The organism is Falsiroseomonas sp., assembly GCF_051859025.1.
In the GTDB taxonomy this organism is placed as follows: Bacteria; Pseudomonadota; Alphaproteobacteria; order Acetobacterales; family Acetobacteraceae; genus Falsiroseomonas.
In genome coordinates this window covers 75,752-90,059 of record NZ_JBHYGL010000012.1, presented here as the reverse complement: position 1 = coordinate 90,059, position 14,308 = coordinate 75,752, and the positions used below count along the sequence as shown (strand labels likewise).

The following is a 14,308-nucleotide window of genomic DNA, read 5'->3' as shown; positions in this document are numbered from 1 at the left end:
TCCTTCCCTTCAAAGTTCGGTATCCGATCCGCCTCGAAGTGGCGGAATCGGCCGCGCCGCCTTGGGCACGCGGCCCGGCCAGGCGACGATGTGGTCTTCCAGCGCGCCGGCCTCCCGTTCCGCGAGCGCGCGGCCGCGGACGGAAACCCCGGCCTTGTGCACCGTCTCCGGATCGCCGGAGACGAGGGGGTGCCACCAGGGCAGGTCGCGGCCTTCCGCCAGCAGGCGATAGGCACAGGTCGGCGGCAGCCAGTCGATCGTCGCCACCTTGGCCGGCGTCAGCTTCACGCAGTCAGGCACACGGGCCTTGCGGTTCGCGTAGTCGCTGCACTGGCAGGACTGGCTGTCCAGCAGGCGGCAGGCGACATGAGTCCAGAGGAGTTCTTCCGTCTCCCCGTCCCGCAACTTGTGCAGGCAGCAGCGGCCGCAGCCATCGCACAGGCTTTCCCATTCCGGGCGCGTCATCGCGCCGAGGGTCTTCCTGCGCCAGAAGGGATCGGTGGCCGCCATCGGGGCACCCTAGCCCGAATGGTCGCGCTGGCAAGGCCGCTGCTTGACGGCAGCCGCCCGGCGCGGGCAGGTCTCCCCTGCGATGACGGCGCCCAATCCCTGGACGGCCCGGCCCGGAGGCGGGGCCACCTGGCCGCCGCCCCATTTCCGCAAGCGCTTCGCGCTGGCGCTGCTGGCCTGTCTGCTGATGCTGGCGTCCAGCCTGGCGGAGAAGGTGACGATCTGGCAGGGCACCGAAACCACGGTCGCGACCGTCGTGCCGCTGCGCAAGGCGAATGGAGAGCCGGTCACGCGGGACGAGGATCTGCCCGCCTGGCTGCCCGTTCCGCTGTTCACGCTGCGCTTCGAAACGCGCGACGGCGCGGTGGTGGAGGCGGAGAACGCATCGCTCCGGCACTGGCCGTCGCTCGGTGCCCGGATATCGATCCGCTACGACCCGCGCGCCCCGGTGCGGAGCGTGGTGCAGGGCTCCCACTGGGACCTGCTGGTGGAGGCGATCGGGATCCTCGGCCTGGGCTGGATCCTGGTCCCGCCGCTGTGGCGGGCGATGTGGGGCGCGCGGCTGCGCTTCTGGCCGCTCTGGCCCTGGCGCGACTGATGCTGGCCCGCCGCGCGCTGCTGGCGGGGCTGGGGGGCCTCGCGATGCCGGCCCAGGCGCAGGCGCGGCCGGTTGCCATCGGTGCCATCCGCTGGGATGCCTGGTATGCGCCGGGTTCCGTGCCGACCATGGCGGTGGAACGCGCGCTGAGCCCGCCCGCCTGGCGCCACCGCGCGCCCTTCTTCGCGGAGGTGCCGGAGGATGGCGGGCCGGTGCGGATGCCGCCGCCGGACCAGGCGGTGATGGACCGGCAGATCGACTGGGCCGCGGAAGCCGGGATCGATTACTGGGCCTTCGTCAGCTACCCCGAAGCCGCGTCGATGAGCGCGGGATTCCAGCTGTATCGCGCCAGCGCGCGACGCCACCGCGTGAAGTTCGCCCTGGTCTGCGAGGCCGTGCGCTGGGGGCGGCGCGATGCGCCCGGGGAGGCGCTGTCCACCCATCCCGCCCTGCTGGCGGACCCCGACTGCCAGCGCGTGGCCGGGAGGCCGCTGTATTTCCTGGGCTTCCTCTCGGATGAGTTGATCGTCGAGGCCTGGGGCGGGATCGCGGGGCTGCGCGCGGCGGTGGACGGCTTCCGCCAGCGGGCGCGCGCGGCGGGCGCGGGGGATCCCTTCATCGTGCTGATGACGCCGGTGCCCGACCAGGCGCGGCGCTGGGTGAGGCTGCTCGGCCTGGATGGCGTCTCCGCCTATGCCTGGCAGGCCGGGGCGCGGGCGGCACCCTATGCGGCGCTGGCGCAGGTGGCGGAACGCGGCTGGGCGGCGCAGGCGGCACTCGGCCTGCCCGTGGTGCCGACGGCGATGACGGGCTGGGACCGGCGGCCGAGGGTGCAGAACCCCGTGCCGTGGGAAGCCTGGCAACGGCCCGGAGAGGGCATGGAAAGGTTCTACGCACCGCCGACGCCGGCGGAACTGACGGCGCATTTGCGGCGCGCCATCGCCTTCGCGGCGACGCAGGCCCCGCGCACGGCGCTGATCTATGCCTGGAACGAGAATGACGAGGGCGGGTGGCTGGCGCCGACCCATCCCCTCGATGCCTCCCGCCTGCGGGCGCTGCGGGACGCGGCCTGCCGGCCGGCGCCCGCGGATCGCTGCGTCAGGCTTCCGGGGTAGGGGCGTCGCGGAAATAGGGCTCGACGGTGCCCTTGAGCTTGAGGGTCAGCGGCATGCCGCGACGGTCCACGGCCTTGCCGACGGATACCCGCACCCAGCCTTCGCTGACGCAGTATTCCTCGACATTGGTCTTCTCGGCACCGTTGAACTTGATGCCGACGCCGCGGGCCAGCAGCGCCTCCTGGTAGAAGGGGCTGCGCGGATCGACGGAGAGGCGGTCGGGCAGGGTATCGGTCATGCCGCCCCACTAACCCCGCGGGCGCCTGATGCCAAGGGCTCAGGCCACGCGGCGGAGTTCGGCCAGGAAGCGTTCGGCCGCCAGTTCGGGCGGCCAGGGGCGCCAGGGATCGCCGCCATGGATCGCGGCCAGGGGGTCCGTTGCCATCACGGCGGCGCGGATGCCAAGCGTGTCGCGCACCTCCGCCACCGACCAGCCCGCGACATGCACCGCCTCCGCCGCCGCCATCGTGATGTCGAGCTTCTTGTGGAGCTTCTTCTGCTCGGGCTCCCAGGCCGGCAGGGCGTAGCGGGTGGCGATCACCGCCGACAGACGCTCCTGCAACTCATGAAAACCGGGGCCGAGGAAGGGCTTGAGGGGGGAGATGCAGTCGAAATTGGTCAGCCCCTCCTCCGCGTCATGCAGCAATTCGCGCCTGGCCTCCGCGCGGGTCGGCGCGGGTTTCGCGGCCCGGCGCAGCGCCAGCACGGCCAGCGAATGCTGTGCGACGGAAAGCGGCGCGCCGGGCCACACCGAATGCCCGCCCCAGCGGAAGGTGCGCGCCAGGCCGGTGGCCAGATCCTCATCCGTCCAGTCGAAGGGGGTGGGCGCCAGCAAATCCAGCCGCCGGCCAGATGGCAGGCGGACCCAGGCGCGCGCCTCCTTCACCTTCGAAATCATGCGGAGCTCCCGTGCCGATGCCGGCCCTTGATAGCGGGGTTGCACCAGCCGCCAAGCCGCGCGATGAAAACACAAGAAAATCCACCGTAACGGGGCCGGCATGAAATTCCTGCACGCGGCCGATATCCACCTCGACTCGCCGCTCGCCGGCCTGCACGCACGGCAGGACCTGCCCGCCGGCCTGCTGCGCGACAGCACGCGCCGCGCCTTCATCGCCCTGGTCGACCTGGCGATCGCGGAGGACGTGGCCTTCATCGTCATCGCCGGCGATCTCTATGACGGGGACTGGAAGGATTTCTCCACCGGGCTGTTCTTCGCCGAGCAGATGAAGCGCCTGGCGCCGCGCCCGTGTTTCCTGCTGCGCGGCAATCACGACGCGAAGTCGATCATCACCAAGGACCTCCGCCTGCCCGGCAATGTCCGCGAATTCTCCACGCGCACCTGCCAGACGCATGATGTGGCGGAGCTCGGCGTGGCACTGCACGGCCATTCCTTCCCGAACCGCGCGGTGCCGGAGGATATTTCCGCGGGCTACTGCGAACCCCTCCGCGGGCGCCTCAACATCGGCGTGCTGCACACCTCCGCCCAGGATGCCGGGGAGCACGAGACCTATGCCCCCTGCGAACCCGGGCAGTTGCGGCTGAAGGGCTATGACTACTGGGCGCTCGGCCACATCCATGCGCGGCGGGTGCTGCATGAACGCCCCTGGATCGTCTTCCCCGGCAACACCCAGGGCCGCCACATCAGGGAGACCGGCGCCAAGGGATGCAGCCTGGTGACGGTGGAGGATGGGCGCGTGGTGGCGGTGGAGCACCGCAACCTCGACACGCTGCGCTGGGCGCTGCTCGACGTGGATGCGGAAGGCGCCGACATCGTCACGCTGACCGGGCGGATCGGCGATGCGGTGCAGGAAGCGATCGCCGCGGCCGATGACCTGCCCGTGCTGGCCCGCCTGGTTCTGCGGGGGGAAACCGACCTGCACGCCGCGCTGGCGAGCGATGGCGAACGCCTGGCCGCGGAATGCCGCGGTGCCGCCATCGCGGCGGGCGGGCGCTTGTGGGTGGAGGCGGTGCGGGTGCGGACCTCGGCGCCGAAAAGCCGGGCGGAGGGGATGCTCGACCCGCTGCGCGCCGCCTTCGCGGCGGGGCTGTCCGACCCCACCCGGGTGCAGGCGCTGCTGGCGGAAATGGCGGCGCTGCGCGCCAAGGTGCCGCCGCCGGGGCGGGACGCGCTGGACGTGCCGGCCGATGAGGAAGGGCTTGGCCGATTGCTGGAGGAAGCCTGGCAGGTGGCGGAAGCCGCCATCACGGCGGAGGAACGGGGATGAGGCTCCTCACGCTCGACCTGCTGCGCTACGGACATTTATCCGATGTGCGGATCGACTTCCCGGCGGATGCGGCGCTGACCGTGGTGCTGGGCGCCAACGAGGCGGGCAAATCCACCGCGCTGTCGGCGATCGGCGATGCGCTGTTCGGCTTCCCCGAACGGTCCCCCTTCGCCTTCCTTCACCAGGGCACGGCGCTGCGCATCGGCTTCACCGTGGCGGCGCGGGACGGGCGGCGCGGCGCCTTCATCCGCCGCAAGGGACGGCGCGACACGCTGCTGGATTCCGATGGCACGGCGGCGCCGGAGGAAGCGCTGCTGCGCCTGATGGGCGGCGCCGACCGCAAGCTGTTCGAGACCGCCCATGGCCTGGACAGCGCCACGCTCCGTCGGGGCGCGGAAGCGCTGCTGGGCAGCGGCGGGGAGGCCGGGGAGAGCCTGCTGGCCGGCATGGGCCTGCCGCATCTCCGCAACGCGCTCAAGCGCCTCGATGACGAAGCCAAGGCCCTGCATGGCGATGGCCGCGGCCGCCGCGCGCTGTCCGTCGCCACCGAGGCCTGGAACGAGGCCCGCCGCCAGGCCGAGGAAGCCGCCATCCGCCCGCGCGAATGGGCGGAGGCGGAGGCGGCGCTGGCCAATATCCGCGCGCGGATCGAGGCCGACACGACAGCCGCCGCCGCCCTGGCGGCGGAGGCCGCGCGGCTGCAACGGCTGCGGCGCGTGCTGCCGATCCTGGCGCCCCTCGCCCGGCAGCGGCAGGACCTGGCCCTGGTCGCCGATGCCCCCCGCCTGCCCGCCGATGCCGCCACCCGCCTGGCCGCCGGCCAGGACGCGCTGCGCCAGGGGGCGGAGGATGCGCGGCGGGAAGCGGCGGAGGGCGCGCGCCTGCGGGCGGAACGCGACGCCATCGCGCCCGATGCCGCGGTGCTGGCCCTGCAGGACCGGATCGATGCCCTGGCCGCGCAGCGGGTGGCGATGACGGAGGCCGAACGCGACCTGCCTGGCGTGCTGCGCCAAGTGGCGGGGTATCGCGCCGCGGTGGCGGAGGCCGCGGGGACGATCGGCAGCGAAGCGCCGCCGGAAGCCCTGCGCGATGCCCTGCCCTCCCCCGCCGCGCGGGACCGCGCGCAGAAGTTGATCCGCCGCCGCACCGAATACGCCACCGCGCTGCGCAGCGCGGAGGATGCGCTGCGGGAGGCGACGCGCCGGCGGGACCTGGTGGCGGCGCAGTTGGCCGCAGCACCGGCGCCGCCCACCGCCGGGCCGCTGAAGCGCGCGATCGAGGCCGCTCAGGCCGAGGGCAAGGTGGAACAGGAATGGCTGGCGGCGGAGCGCGCGCTGGCAGCGGCCACAGCCCAGGCAAGCGCCGCGCTGGCCGCGCTGCCGCTGTGGTCCGGCGATGCCGCCGCCCTCGCCGCCTGCCCGCTGCCACTGCGGCCGATGGCGGAAGCCGCGAGCGCGCGGCTGCAATCCACCGCGGAGGCGCTGGACGCCGCGCGCCGCGCCGCCACCGCCCTGGCGGCGGAGGTGGCGGCGCTGGAGGAGGCGGTGGAGCATCTGGCGAGGGGCGAGGTGGTGCCGACGCGGGACGTGATCGCCGCCGCCCGTGCGCGCCGCGACGCGGCCTGGGTGGAATTCCGCGACGGCGCCGCCGATGAAGCGCCACGCTACGAAACCCTGCGCGACGAGGCTGACCGCCTGGCCGATGCCCGCGCCGACGACGCACAACGCGTGAACGATTACGCGGCCAAGCAGGCCCGCCTGGCGCTGCTGCGCGGCCGCCAGGCGGAAGCCGCCGCGGCGATCGAGGCCGCCGGCACGGAGGCCACGGCCGCGCAGGCCGCCTGGGCCGCGCTGTGGTCCCCCGCCGGCATCACCCCCGACACCCCCGCCGCCATGGCGGAATGGCGACGGGCGCGGGAGGAGGTGTTGCGCCTGGCGGCGCTGCGGGCCGAGGCCCTGGCGCGCCGGGACGGGCTGGCCGAACGCCGCGACCAGGCCCGCGCCGCGCTGCGGCCCCTGCTGCCGGGCGCCGCGCCGGATGCCTCCCTCTCCGCGCTGCTGGCGCTGTCACTCGATGCGATGGAACAGGCGGAGGCGGCGGCGCAGGCGCATCGGCGCCTGTCGGACCGGCTGTCCCAGGCCGGGGACCAGGTGACGGAGGCGCAATCACGGCTGCGCGCCGCGACGGCCGATTTGGCGGGGTTCGAGCCCGAATGGGGCGCCGCCGCGCAGGCGCTCTCCCTGCCCGAGGGTTCGGGGGCGGAGGCGGTGGAGGCGGCACTCGGCGCCTGGACCCGGATCGCGGAGGCCGCGCGGGCCTGGCGGAACGATGAGGCGCGCGTCGCGGCCATGCAGGCGGCCCTCTCCGCCTTCGGGCAGGAAGCGGCGGCGCTGGGCGCGGCGGCGGGGGAGGCAGCGGAAGCCACATCGATCCTCGCCGCCCGGCTGGCACGACGCCTGGCGGAAGCGCGGCTGGCAGCGGGCAGCGTGGCGGCACTCGGCAAGCGCATCGCCGAACGGGATGAAGCGGTGACGAAGGCGCTGGCGCGGCAGGAGGCGGCAGGGGCGGCGCTGCGGGACCTCGGCGACCAGGCGGGCACGGAGGAGATCCCGGCGCTGGAGGAGGCGATCCGCCGCGCCGCCGCGCGGGATGCGCTGGCTGCCTCCGTCGTGGGGCTGGAGGCAGAGTTGCTGCGCCAGGGCGACGGGCAGCCCGAGGAGGCGCTGCGGGCGGAGGCCGAGGCGGTGGACCCCGACCAGGCAGCGGCGCGGATCGCGGCCATCGAGGCGGAGCAAGCGGCGCTGCGCGACCGGCTGACGGCATCGGGCGCCGCGCGGCAGGAGGCGGAAAGCCGCCGCGCCGCCCTGGAAGCGGGGCGGGACGCGGCGGCCCATGCGCAGGAGGCCAGGCACCATTTGGCGGAGGCGCAGCACGCCGCGGAACGCTACGCCCGGCTGCATGTGGCGCGCACGCTGCTCCAGGCGGGGATCGAGCGCATCCGGCAGGAAAGCCAGGGCCCGCTGCTGCGCGCGGCCAGCGCGCATTTCGCCCAGCTGACGGAAGGCCGCTACGCCGGCCTGACGGTGGATGAGGATGAGGCGCGCCGGACCCTGATCCGTGCCCGGCGCGGCGATGGCAGCGAATGCCCGGTGGACGGGCTGAGCGAGGGCACCCGGGACCAGCTGTTCCTGGCGCTGCGCGTCGCGGCGGTGGAAGCCCAGGCCGCGCGGGCGGAGCCCCTGCCCTTCATCGCGGACGATCTGCTGGCCACCTTCGATGACCGCCGGGCCAGCGCGGGCTTGGCGCTGCTGGCGGGGCTGGGCGCCACGACCCAGGCCATCCTGTTCACCCACCACGCGCATCTGGCGGCGCTGGCCGCGCGGCTGCCTGGGGTGGTGGTGCGGGAATTGCCATCACCGGAAGGGATGCGGCCGGCGGCGTGACACGGGACGCTTGGCGTCCGGCCCCGCTGGCGTAAGCTGGCGCCAAAGAGGAACGCTGCCATGGACGCTCGCACCCTGCCCCCCGTCATCCGCCTCGGCGACGATGATACCGTCCTGATCGCCCGCATCGGCCTGCCCCCCGGCACGCCGGTGATGGAAGGCGTCGCGGTGCGGGACCGGCGGGTCCCACCCGGCCACAAGGTGGCGGTGCGCGCCCATGCCGTGGGGGATGCGATCCGGCGCTACGGCCAGATCATCGGCTTCGCGACGGAGGTGATCCAGCCCGGGGATTGGGTGCACACCCATAACTGCGCCATGGGCGACTTCGCCAAGGATTACGGCTGGGGCGTGGATGCGAAGCCGACGGCGCTGATCACCCCCGCCGCCACCTTCCAGGGCTTCCGCCGCGCGGATGGGCGGGCGGCGACGCGGAACTACATCGGCATCGTGACCAGCGTGAACTGCTCCGCCCATGTGGCGGAGCTGATCGCGGATGCCTTCAAGAAGAACCCGTTCACCGGCACGGACCCGCTGGCCGATTTCCCCAATGTGGACGGGGTGGTGGCGCTGACCCACAAGACGGGCTGCGGCATGACGATGGGGGAGCCGCTGAAGCTGCTGCGCCGGACACTCGCCGGCTTCGCGCGGCACGTGAATTTCAGCCACGTCATCGCCATCGGCCTGGGCTGCGAGGTCAACCAGCTCGGCCCGATGCTGGAGGAACAGCGCCTGGCCGGCCGGTTGCGGAACATGGACATCCAGGAGATGGGCGGCACGCGGAAGACCGTGGAAGCCGGCATCGCCTTCGTCCGCGAAGTCCTGGCCGAGGCCAACCAGGCGGTGCGGGAGACGATCCCCGCCAGCGAACTGACCATCGCCCTGCAATGCGGGGGATCGGACGGCTATTCCGGCATCACGGCCAACCCCGCGCTGGGCGTGGCATCGGACCTGCTGGTGCGCCATGGCGGCACGGTGATCCTGTCCGAGACGCCGGAGACCTATGGCGCCGAGCACCTGCTGACGCGCCGCGCCGTGTCGCGCGAAGTGGGGGAGAAGCTGGTCGGCCTGATGCGCTGGTGGGAGGAATACACGGAGCGCGAGGGCGCCGAGATGAACGCCAACCCCTCGCCCGGGAACAAGGCGGGCGGGCTGACGACCATCCTGGAGAAGTCGCTCGGCGCCATGGCCAAGGCGGGCAGCACCAACCTGGTTGAAGTCTATCGCTATGCGGAGCCAGTGACCGCGAAGGGCTTCGTCTTCATGGACACGCCGGGCTACGACCCGGTGGCGGCAACGGGCCAGGTGGCGGGGGGTGCCAACCTGGTCTGCTTCACCACCGGGCGCGGGAGCGTCTTCGGCTGCAAGCCGGCACCCTCCATCAAGCTCGCGACCAACTCCGCGATGTATGAGCGCATGTCGGAAGACATGGACATCAATTGCGGCGGCATCGTCACGGGGGAGGAGAGCGTCGCGGAATGCGGCCAGCGCATCTTCGAGCTGATCCTGCGGGTGGCGAGCGGGGAGCGGACGATGAGCGAGGCGTACGACTTCGGGGGGGCCGAGTTCGCGCCCTGGACACTGGGTGCGACCATGTGAGCGCGGCAGGCCGCTACAGGCCGGAATTCCTCGCGGCGCTTGACCTGCTGGCGAAGGCCTCCGCCCTGATGCTGGCCGAGGGCCGTTCCCCGCCCATCCTGGTAGGCGGCGCGGTAGTGGAGTTCGACACACTCGGCGCCATCACTTCCGGGGAGCTCGAGCTGGTTTCGGCGGATGATGGGCGCTGGACAAGGCGCTGCACGCCGTTGGTTTCCGGCGGGAGGATCGGCCGGGCCGGCGCCTGGGCGGCTACTTCCACCCAGACATCCCGATTGCCGTCGATTGCGTGTCCTCCCGCTACTATGACGGGCTCGGGGACCGCACGCGCATCCGCCTGATCGGCATGCCGTCCGGGGAGGTGATGATGGCCCCGATCGAGGAGATCATCATCGATCGCTACGGCCAGTGGGAGGCATCGGACCGGCGGGATCGCGACATGGCGGAGTAGCTTCGCGCCCTGATGTCGCTTGCACTCAGCCTTGACGAAATCTACGTGAAACGCCGCATTGTGCAGGATACGGGCGGCGAGCCTGATTTTGCCGCTCTAACCCACCCCGGCCCCATGGAAGGGGAGACGCCATGAACCGAATCACCCCCGCCGAACGCCGGGCGTAGATCCTGCAGAAGCTGGCCGAGGGCGTCGTGATCCCGCCCGCGGAGGCGATGATGAATTCCGGGCGTCGCCGCACGCCGGAGAAGCGGGAGATGCTCCAGCTCCTCAAGGAACTGGCGGAGGAACGCGGGCAGAAGCCCTGGCCGGCGAAGTTCTAGCCCGGCGGCACCGGCGCGCCGTTGATGGCACTCAGCGTCGCGTTGATGGTGCGGTATTCCGCGACCATCTCCTGCACGCCGCGCTTCGCGAGGCGCACCCGGTGCGCCTCGACATAGGTTTCCGCCAGGGCGCGGCTTTCGAACAGGTAGACGCCGCCGGCGCGGCCGGCCGCACGGTCCTCGGTCCAGATCTTCCACAGGAAGCCGGGAGCCCGGCCGATCTCCTCCGCCATCGGCTTCAGCGCCGCCGTTCGTTCGGCGCTGAAGTCGTGGTTGGCGAAGTCGACGAAGATGACGACCGGGCCGTCAGCCATGGGATCAGGGTGCCGGCGGCGCTGCCGGCGCGTTGAGGTCGAGGAACTTCATCGGCCGCCAGCCGGAGACGTTGTTCGCCTCGAAGCTCAGCTTCCAGGAACGGCCATTCACGCTGTCCACCAGGACGACGAACATCCCCGTGCCCACCGGGCAGGCGACGACCTGGTAACGCCCGTTCTCGCTGTTGTCGGCCATGCTCTCAATTCCCCTGTCAGCTGTAGGCGATGGTGCGCTGGGTCTGCTCGCCCAGGCCCTGGATGGACAGCTTCATCGTCTGCCCCGCCTTCAGGAACATCGGCGGCTTCTTGCCGAGCCCCACGCCGGGCGGCGTGCCGGTGGAGATGACATCGCCGGGATGCAGCGTGATGAAGTGGGAGACGTAGTGCACGAGGTGCCGGACGCCGAAGATCATGGTCCGGGTGGACCCGTCCTGCATGCGGACGCCGTCCACATCCAGCGTCATCGCCAGATCCTGCGGATCGGCCACTTCGTCCTTCGTCACCAGCCAGGGGCCAAGGGGGCCGAAGGTGTCGCAGCCCTTGCCCTTGTCCCAGGACCCGCCGCGCTCGATCTGCCATTCGCGCTCGGAGACGTCGTTGCAGACGGCATAGCCGGCGACATGGTTCATCGCCTCATCTTCCGACACGCACTTGGCGGTGCTGCCGATGATGATGGCGAGTTCGACCTCCCAATCCGTCTTCACGGAGTTCTTCGGGATCATCACGTCGTCATTCGGACCGCAGAGCGCGCCGAGGGACTTCAGGAAGACGATCGGCTCCTTCGGGATGGCGGCCCCCGTCTCCGCCGCATGGTCGGCGTAGTTCAGCCCGATGCAGACGAAGTTCTTCATGCCGGAGACCGGCGGGCCGAGGCGCGGGCTGCCGGAAACCGCCGGCAGGCTGGCCGGGTCCAGCGCGGCCAGCTTCGAGAGACCGGCGGGGGAGAGCGCATCCCCCGCCAGGTCCGGGATCACGCCCGACAGGTCGCGGATGGTGCCCGAGGCATCGAGCAGGCCGGGTTTTTCCTGGCCCATGGGGCCGTAGCGGAGGAGCTTCATGGGGGACGCCTATAGAAGAAAGTTGCGGGGGCGCGAAGAGGCTACAGGGTCCAGCCGCCATCGATGACGATGGCCTGGCCGGTCACGAAGGCGCTTTCGTCGCTGGCGAGGTAGGTGGCCAGCGCCGCCATCTCCTCCGCCGTCGCCAGCCTGCCCATGGCCTGGCGGGCCACGAAGGCCGCGCGCGCGGCCTCCACGCTGCCGGCCACCGCGGCATTGGCGGCGATGCGGTCACCGAGGCTCGGCGTATCCACCGTGCCGGGGCAGATCGCGTTGCAGCGGATGCCCTGGGTCACGTACTCCGTCGCCACCGACTTGGTCAGCCCGATCACCGCGGCCTTGGTGGTGCCATAGAGGAACCGGTTCGGCGCCCCTTTGATCGACGAGCAGGCCGAAGACATGTTGACGATGGTGCCGCGGCTTCGCGCCAGCATCCCCGGCAGCACCGCCTTCACCATCCGCCACATCGACCGGACATTGAGGTCGAAGGCGAAATCCCATTCCTCATCGGTCGCGGTCAGCACCGTGTTCTGATGCACGAAGCCCGCGCAGTTGAAGAGGATGTCGACCTCCCCCATCGCCGCCACCGCATCGGTGATGGCGGCGGGGTCGAGCACATCGAGCGCGCGGGTCGTCAGCCCCGGCGCCTTGAGGTCCGCGAGCTTGGCCGCGTCCTTGTCCGTCGCGACCACCATCGCGCCTTCCGCGGCGAAGGCGAGCGCGGTGGCGCGCCCGATCCCCTGCGCCGCCGCCGTCACCAGGCAGCGTTTTCCCGAGAGCCGTCCAGCCATGTCCGTTAATCCCCAGCCCGTGCCATCAGTGGTTGTGGCGTGATTCGCCGCGTGTTTCGAGGATGTTGAGGAACAGCGTCGCCGGTTCCAGGCAGCCGCCGGTGCCGAGCTGGCCGACCATGGAGCGGTAGATCTCCTCCCACGGCGTCTTGTGCAGCAGGTCCGGCGCCTTCCAGGCGGCGCGGCGGGCTTCCATCTCCTCGGCCGGGATCAGCACATCCACGCGGCGGGTCTTCAGGTCGATGCGGATGGGGTCGCCATGCTTCAGCAGCGCGAGCCCCCCGCCCACCGCCGCTTCCGGCGTGACGTTGAGGATCGACGGGCTGCCGGAGGTGCCGGATTGCCGCCCGTCACCCATGGTCGGCAGCGCCATGATGCCCTGTTTGATCAGGGCGGCCGGCGGCTGCATGTTCACGACCTCCGCCGCACCCGGGTAGCCCACGGCGCCGCAATTGCGGACCACGAGCACCGTCTTGTCGTCGATGCCGAGCGAGGGGTCCTCGATCCGGGCGTGGTAGTCCTCCGGCCCCTCGAACACCGCCACCTTGCCTTCGAAGACGTCGGGGGTCTCGGACAGGAAGCGCTCGCGGAAGGCCTTGTCGATGACGCTGATCTTCATCACGGCGCTGTCGAACAGATTGCCCGTCAGCACGATGAAGCCGGCGTGCTCCTTCATCGGCTTGCCGAAGCTGCGGATCACCTCGCGGTCGGGTTCGCCGACGCCTTCCAGGTTCTCGGCGACGGTCTTGCCGGTGACGGTCATGACATCGCCATGCAGGATGCCGGCGTTCAGCAGTTCCTTCATCACGGCCGGCACGCCGCCGGCGCGGTAGAAGGCCTCGCCCAGGAAGCGCCCGGCGGGCTGGCAATCCACCAGCAGCGGCACGGCGGCGCCGGCGCGCTGCCAGTCGGCCAAATCATGCTCCACGCCCATGTGGCGGGCGATGGCGATCATGTGGATGGGGCAGTTGGAGGACGCGCCGATGGCGGAGGCCACCATCACCGCATTCTCGAACGCCTTCTTCGTCATGACGTCGGAGGGGCGGAGATTCTCGCGCACCATGTCCACCGCGCGCACGCCGGTCATGTAGGCCATCTGCGCGCGCTGGCGGTACGGGCCGGGGATGGCGGCACTCCCCGTCAGCGTCATGCCGACAGCCTCGGCCAGCGAGTTCATCGACAGCGCCGTCCCCATGGTCGAGCAATGCCCGACCGAGGTGGAGGACGCCGCCACCATTTCAATGAAACCCTCATAGTCGATCTCGCCGGCGGCCAGGCGCTTGCGCGCTTCCCAGACGATGGTGCCGGAACCGGCCAGGCGACCATGCCACCAGCCATCCAGCATCGGCCCGCCCGGCAGCGCCACGGCCGGGATGTTCATGGTGGCCGCGCCCATCAGCATGGCGGGGGTGGTCTTGTCGCAGCCCGTCGTCAGCACGACGCCGTCGATGGGATAGCCATGCAGGATTTCCACCAGCGACAGGTATTGCAGGTTCCGGTCCAGCGAAGCCGTGGGGCGCTTCAGCGTTTCCTGGATGGGGTGGACCGGGAATTCCAGGGGCACGCCACCGGCGTCCCGGATGCCGGCCTTCACGCGTTCCGCCAGTGCGATGTGGTGGCGGTTGCAGGGGGAGATGTCGGACCCCGTCTGCGCGATGCCGATCATCGGGCGACCGGACTGCAATTCGGCCCGCGTCATGCCGAAATTCAGCTGCCGCTCGATGTAGAGGGAGGTCATCCCCGGGTCCTGGGGATCGTCGAACCAGCGCTGGCTGCGCAGCTTGAACGGCTTCTTGGTCTGGTCGTGATCGTCCATGGCCGGGTCCCTCCTGCGGCATCAGCCGCCCTTGATGCGGAGTGAGCGGCCCGTGCGCGCGCCTGTCAACG

The 14,308-nt window shown here is 71.4% G+C and carries 15 protein-coding genes; 7 read left to right on the top strand and 8 right to left on the bottom strand.

From position 1 onward, the window contains the following. Positions 1-9: 9 nt before the first annotated feature. On the bottom strand, positions 10-510 hold the full coding sequence (locus ACTIE5_RS12485) for a YcgN family cysteine cluster protein (RefSeq protein WP_439550031.1): 501 nt from the start codon (positions 508-510) through the stop codon (positions 10-12). Positions 511-553: 43 nt separating this feature from the next. Between ACTIE5_RS12485 and ACTIE5_RS12480 the strand changes: the two genes are divergently transcribed. Then, positions 554-1,108 carry a hypothetical protein gene (locus ACTIE5_RS12480; RefSeq protein WP_439550030.1) on the top strand — a complete coding sequence of 185 codons (555 nt, stop codon included), beginning with the start codon at positions 554-556 and terminating at the stop codon, positions 1,106-1,108. Then, positions 1,108-2,223 (top strand): hypothetical protein, encoded by a 1,116-nt coding sequence (locus ACTIE5_RS12475; RefSeq protein WP_439550029.1) that lies wholly within the window; start codon positions 1,108-1,110, stop codon positions 2,221-2,223. Before ACTIE5_RS12480 ends, ACTIE5_RS12475 begins: the two co-directional genes overlap by 1 nt. Here ACTIE5_RS12475 and ACTIE5_RS12470 read toward each other — a convergent pair. Together ACTIE5_RS12470 and ACTIE5_RS12465 are read right to left on the bottom strand one after the other, a co-directional pair. Then, on the bottom strand, positions 2,207-2,461 hold the full coding sequence (locus tag ACTIE5_RS12470; protein ID WP_439550028.1) for a DUF3297 family protein: 255 nt from the start codon (positions 2,459-2,461) through the stop codon (positions 2,207-2,209). The two genes, ACTIE5_RS12475 and ACTIE5_RS12470, sit on opposite strands and share 17 nt — an antisense overlap. A gap of 39 nt (positions 2,462-2,500) precedes the next feature. Then, positions 2,501-3,121: a hypothetical protein gene (locus ACTIE5_RS12465; RefSeq protein ID WP_439550027.1), complete on the bottom strand. Its 621-nt coding sequence runs from the start codon at positions 3,119-3,121 to the stop codon at positions 2,501-2,503. Positions 3,122-3,221: 100 nt separating this feature from the next. Between ACTIE5_RS12465 and ACTIE5_RS12460 the strand changes: the two genes are divergently transcribed. From ACTIE5_RS12460 to ACTIE5_RS12440, 5 genes are all read left to right on the top strand, one after another. Then, on the top strand, positions 3,222-4,448 hold the full coding sequence (locus tag ACTIE5_RS12460) for a metallophosphoesterase family protein (RefSeq protein WP_439550026.1): 1,227 nt from the start codon (positions 3,222-3,224) through the stop codon (positions 4,446-4,448). After that, complete coding sequence (locus ACTIE5_RS12455; protein ID WP_439550025.1) at positions 4,445-7,891, top strand: AAA family ATPase; 3,447 nt, start codon at positions 4,445-4,447, stop codon at positions 7,889-7,891. Before ACTIE5_RS12460 ends, ACTIE5_RS12455 begins: the two co-directional genes overlap by 4 nt. Positions 7,892-7,951: 60 nt before the next feature. After that, positions 7,952-9,487 (top strand): UxaA family hydrolase, encoded by a 1,536-nt coding sequence (locus ACTIE5_RS12450; protein WP_439550024.1) that lies wholly within the window; start codon positions 7,952-7,954, stop codon positions 9,485-9,487. A 286-nt stretch (positions 9,488-9,773) separates the two neighbouring features. Beyond that, positions 9,774-9,935 carry a hypothetical protein gene (locus tag ACTIE5_RS12445; protein ID WP_439550023.1) on the top strand — a complete coding sequence of 54 codons (162 nt, stop codon included), beginning with the start codon at positions 9,774-9,776 and terminating at the stop codon, positions 9,933-9,935. 194 nt (positions 9,936-10,129) lie between these two features. After that, positions 10,130-10,258 carry a hypothetical protein gene (locus ACTIE5_RS12440; RefSeq protein ID WP_439550022.1) on the top strand — a complete coding sequence of 43 codons (129 nt, stop codon included), beginning with the start codon at positions 10,130-10,132 and terminating at the stop codon, positions 10,256-10,258. Here the strand turns inward: ACTIE5_RS12440 and ACTIE5_RS12435 are convergent. From ACTIE5_RS12435 to ACTIE5_RS12415, 5 genes are read right to left on the bottom strand one after another with little or no spacing between them, the layout of a single operon-like run. Then, a complete protein-coding gene (locus ACTIE5_RS12435) occupies positions 10,255-10,572 on the bottom strand; it encodes a YdhR family protein (RefSeq protein WP_439550021.1) in 318 nt (105 codons plus the stop codon). The genes ACTIE5_RS12440 and ACTIE5_RS12435 overlap by 4 nt on opposite strands. A 4-nt stretch (positions 10,573-10,576) precedes the next feature. Further along, the gene (locus ACTIE5_RS12430) at positions 10,577-10,768 is read right to left on the bottom strand and encodes a hypothetical protein (RefSeq protein ID WP_439550020.1); all 192 of its coding nucleotides are present in this window, start codon (positions 10,766-10,768) and stop codon (positions 10,577-10,579) included. Between the two features lie 16 nt (positions 10,769-10,784). Further along, entirely contained in the window at positions 10,785-11,630 is an 846-nt protein-coding gene (locus ACTIE5_RS12425) for a fumarylacetoacetate hydrolase family protein (RefSeq protein WP_439550019.1), read from the bottom strand. Between the two features lie 41 nt (positions 11,631-11,671). After that, complete coding sequence (locus tag ACTIE5_RS12420) at positions 11,672-12,421, bottom strand: SDR family oxidoreductase (protein ID WP_439550018.1); 750 nt, start codon at positions 12,419-12,421, stop codon at positions 11,672-11,674. A gap of 25 nt (positions 12,422-12,446) precedes the next feature. Then, a complete protein-coding gene (locus ACTIE5_RS12415) occupies positions 12,447-14,237 on the bottom strand; it encodes an IlvD/Edd family dehydratase (protein ID WP_439550017.1) in 1,791 nt (596 codons plus the stop codon). Between the last annotated feature and the right edge of the window lie 71 nt (positions 14,238-14,308).

Coding starts and splice junctions, on each gene's coding strand:
- ACTIE5_RS12485 (WP_439550031.1), bottom strand. CDS start 510: ATGGCGGCCACCGATCCCTTCTGGCGCAGGAAGACCCTCGGCGCGATG.
- ACTIE5_RS12475 (WP_439550029.1), top strand. CDS start 1,108: ATGCTGGCCCGCCGCGCGCTGCTGGCGGGGCTGGGGGGCCTCGCGATG.
- ACTIE5_RS12470 (WP_439550028.1), bottom strand. CDS start 2,461: ATGACCGATACCCTGCCCGACCGCCTCTCCGTCGATCCGCGCAGCCCC.
- ACTIE5_RS12465 (WP_439550027.1), bottom strand. CDS start 3,121: ATGATTTCGAAGGTGAAGGAGGCGCGCGCCTGGGTCCGCCTGCCATCT.
- ACTIE5_RS12460 (WP_439550026.1), top strand. CDS start 3,222: ATGAAATTCCTGCACGCGGCCGATATCCACCTCGACTCGCCGCTCGCC.
- ACTIE5_RS12455 (WP_439550025.1), top strand. CDS start 4,445: ATGAGGCTCCTCACGCTCGACCTGCTGCGCTACGGACATTTATCCGAT.
- ACTIE5_RS12450 (WP_439550024.1), top strand. CDS start 7,952: ATGGACGCTCGCACCCTGCCCCCCGTCATCCGCCTCGGCGACGATGAT.
- ACTIE5_RS12435 (WP_439550021.1), bottom strand. CDS start 10,572: ATGGCTGACGGCCCGGTCGTCATCTTCGTCGACTTCGCCAACCACGAC.
- ACTIE5_RS12430 (WP_439550020.1), bottom strand. CDS start 10,768: ATGGCCGACAACAGCGAGAACGGGCGTTACCAGGTCGTCGCCTGCCCG.
- ACTIE5_RS12425 (WP_439550019.1), bottom strand. CDS start 11,630: ATGAAGCTCCTCCGCTACGGCCCCATGGGCCAGGAAAAACCCGGCCTG.
- ACTIE5_RS12420 (WP_439550018.1), bottom strand. CDS start 12,421: ATGGCTGGACGGCTCTCGGGAAAACGCTGCCTGGTGACGGCGGCGGCG.
- ACTIE5_RS12415 (WP_439550017.1), bottom strand. CDS start 14,237: ATGGACGATCACGACCAGACCAAGAAGCCGTTCAAGCTGCGCAGCCAG.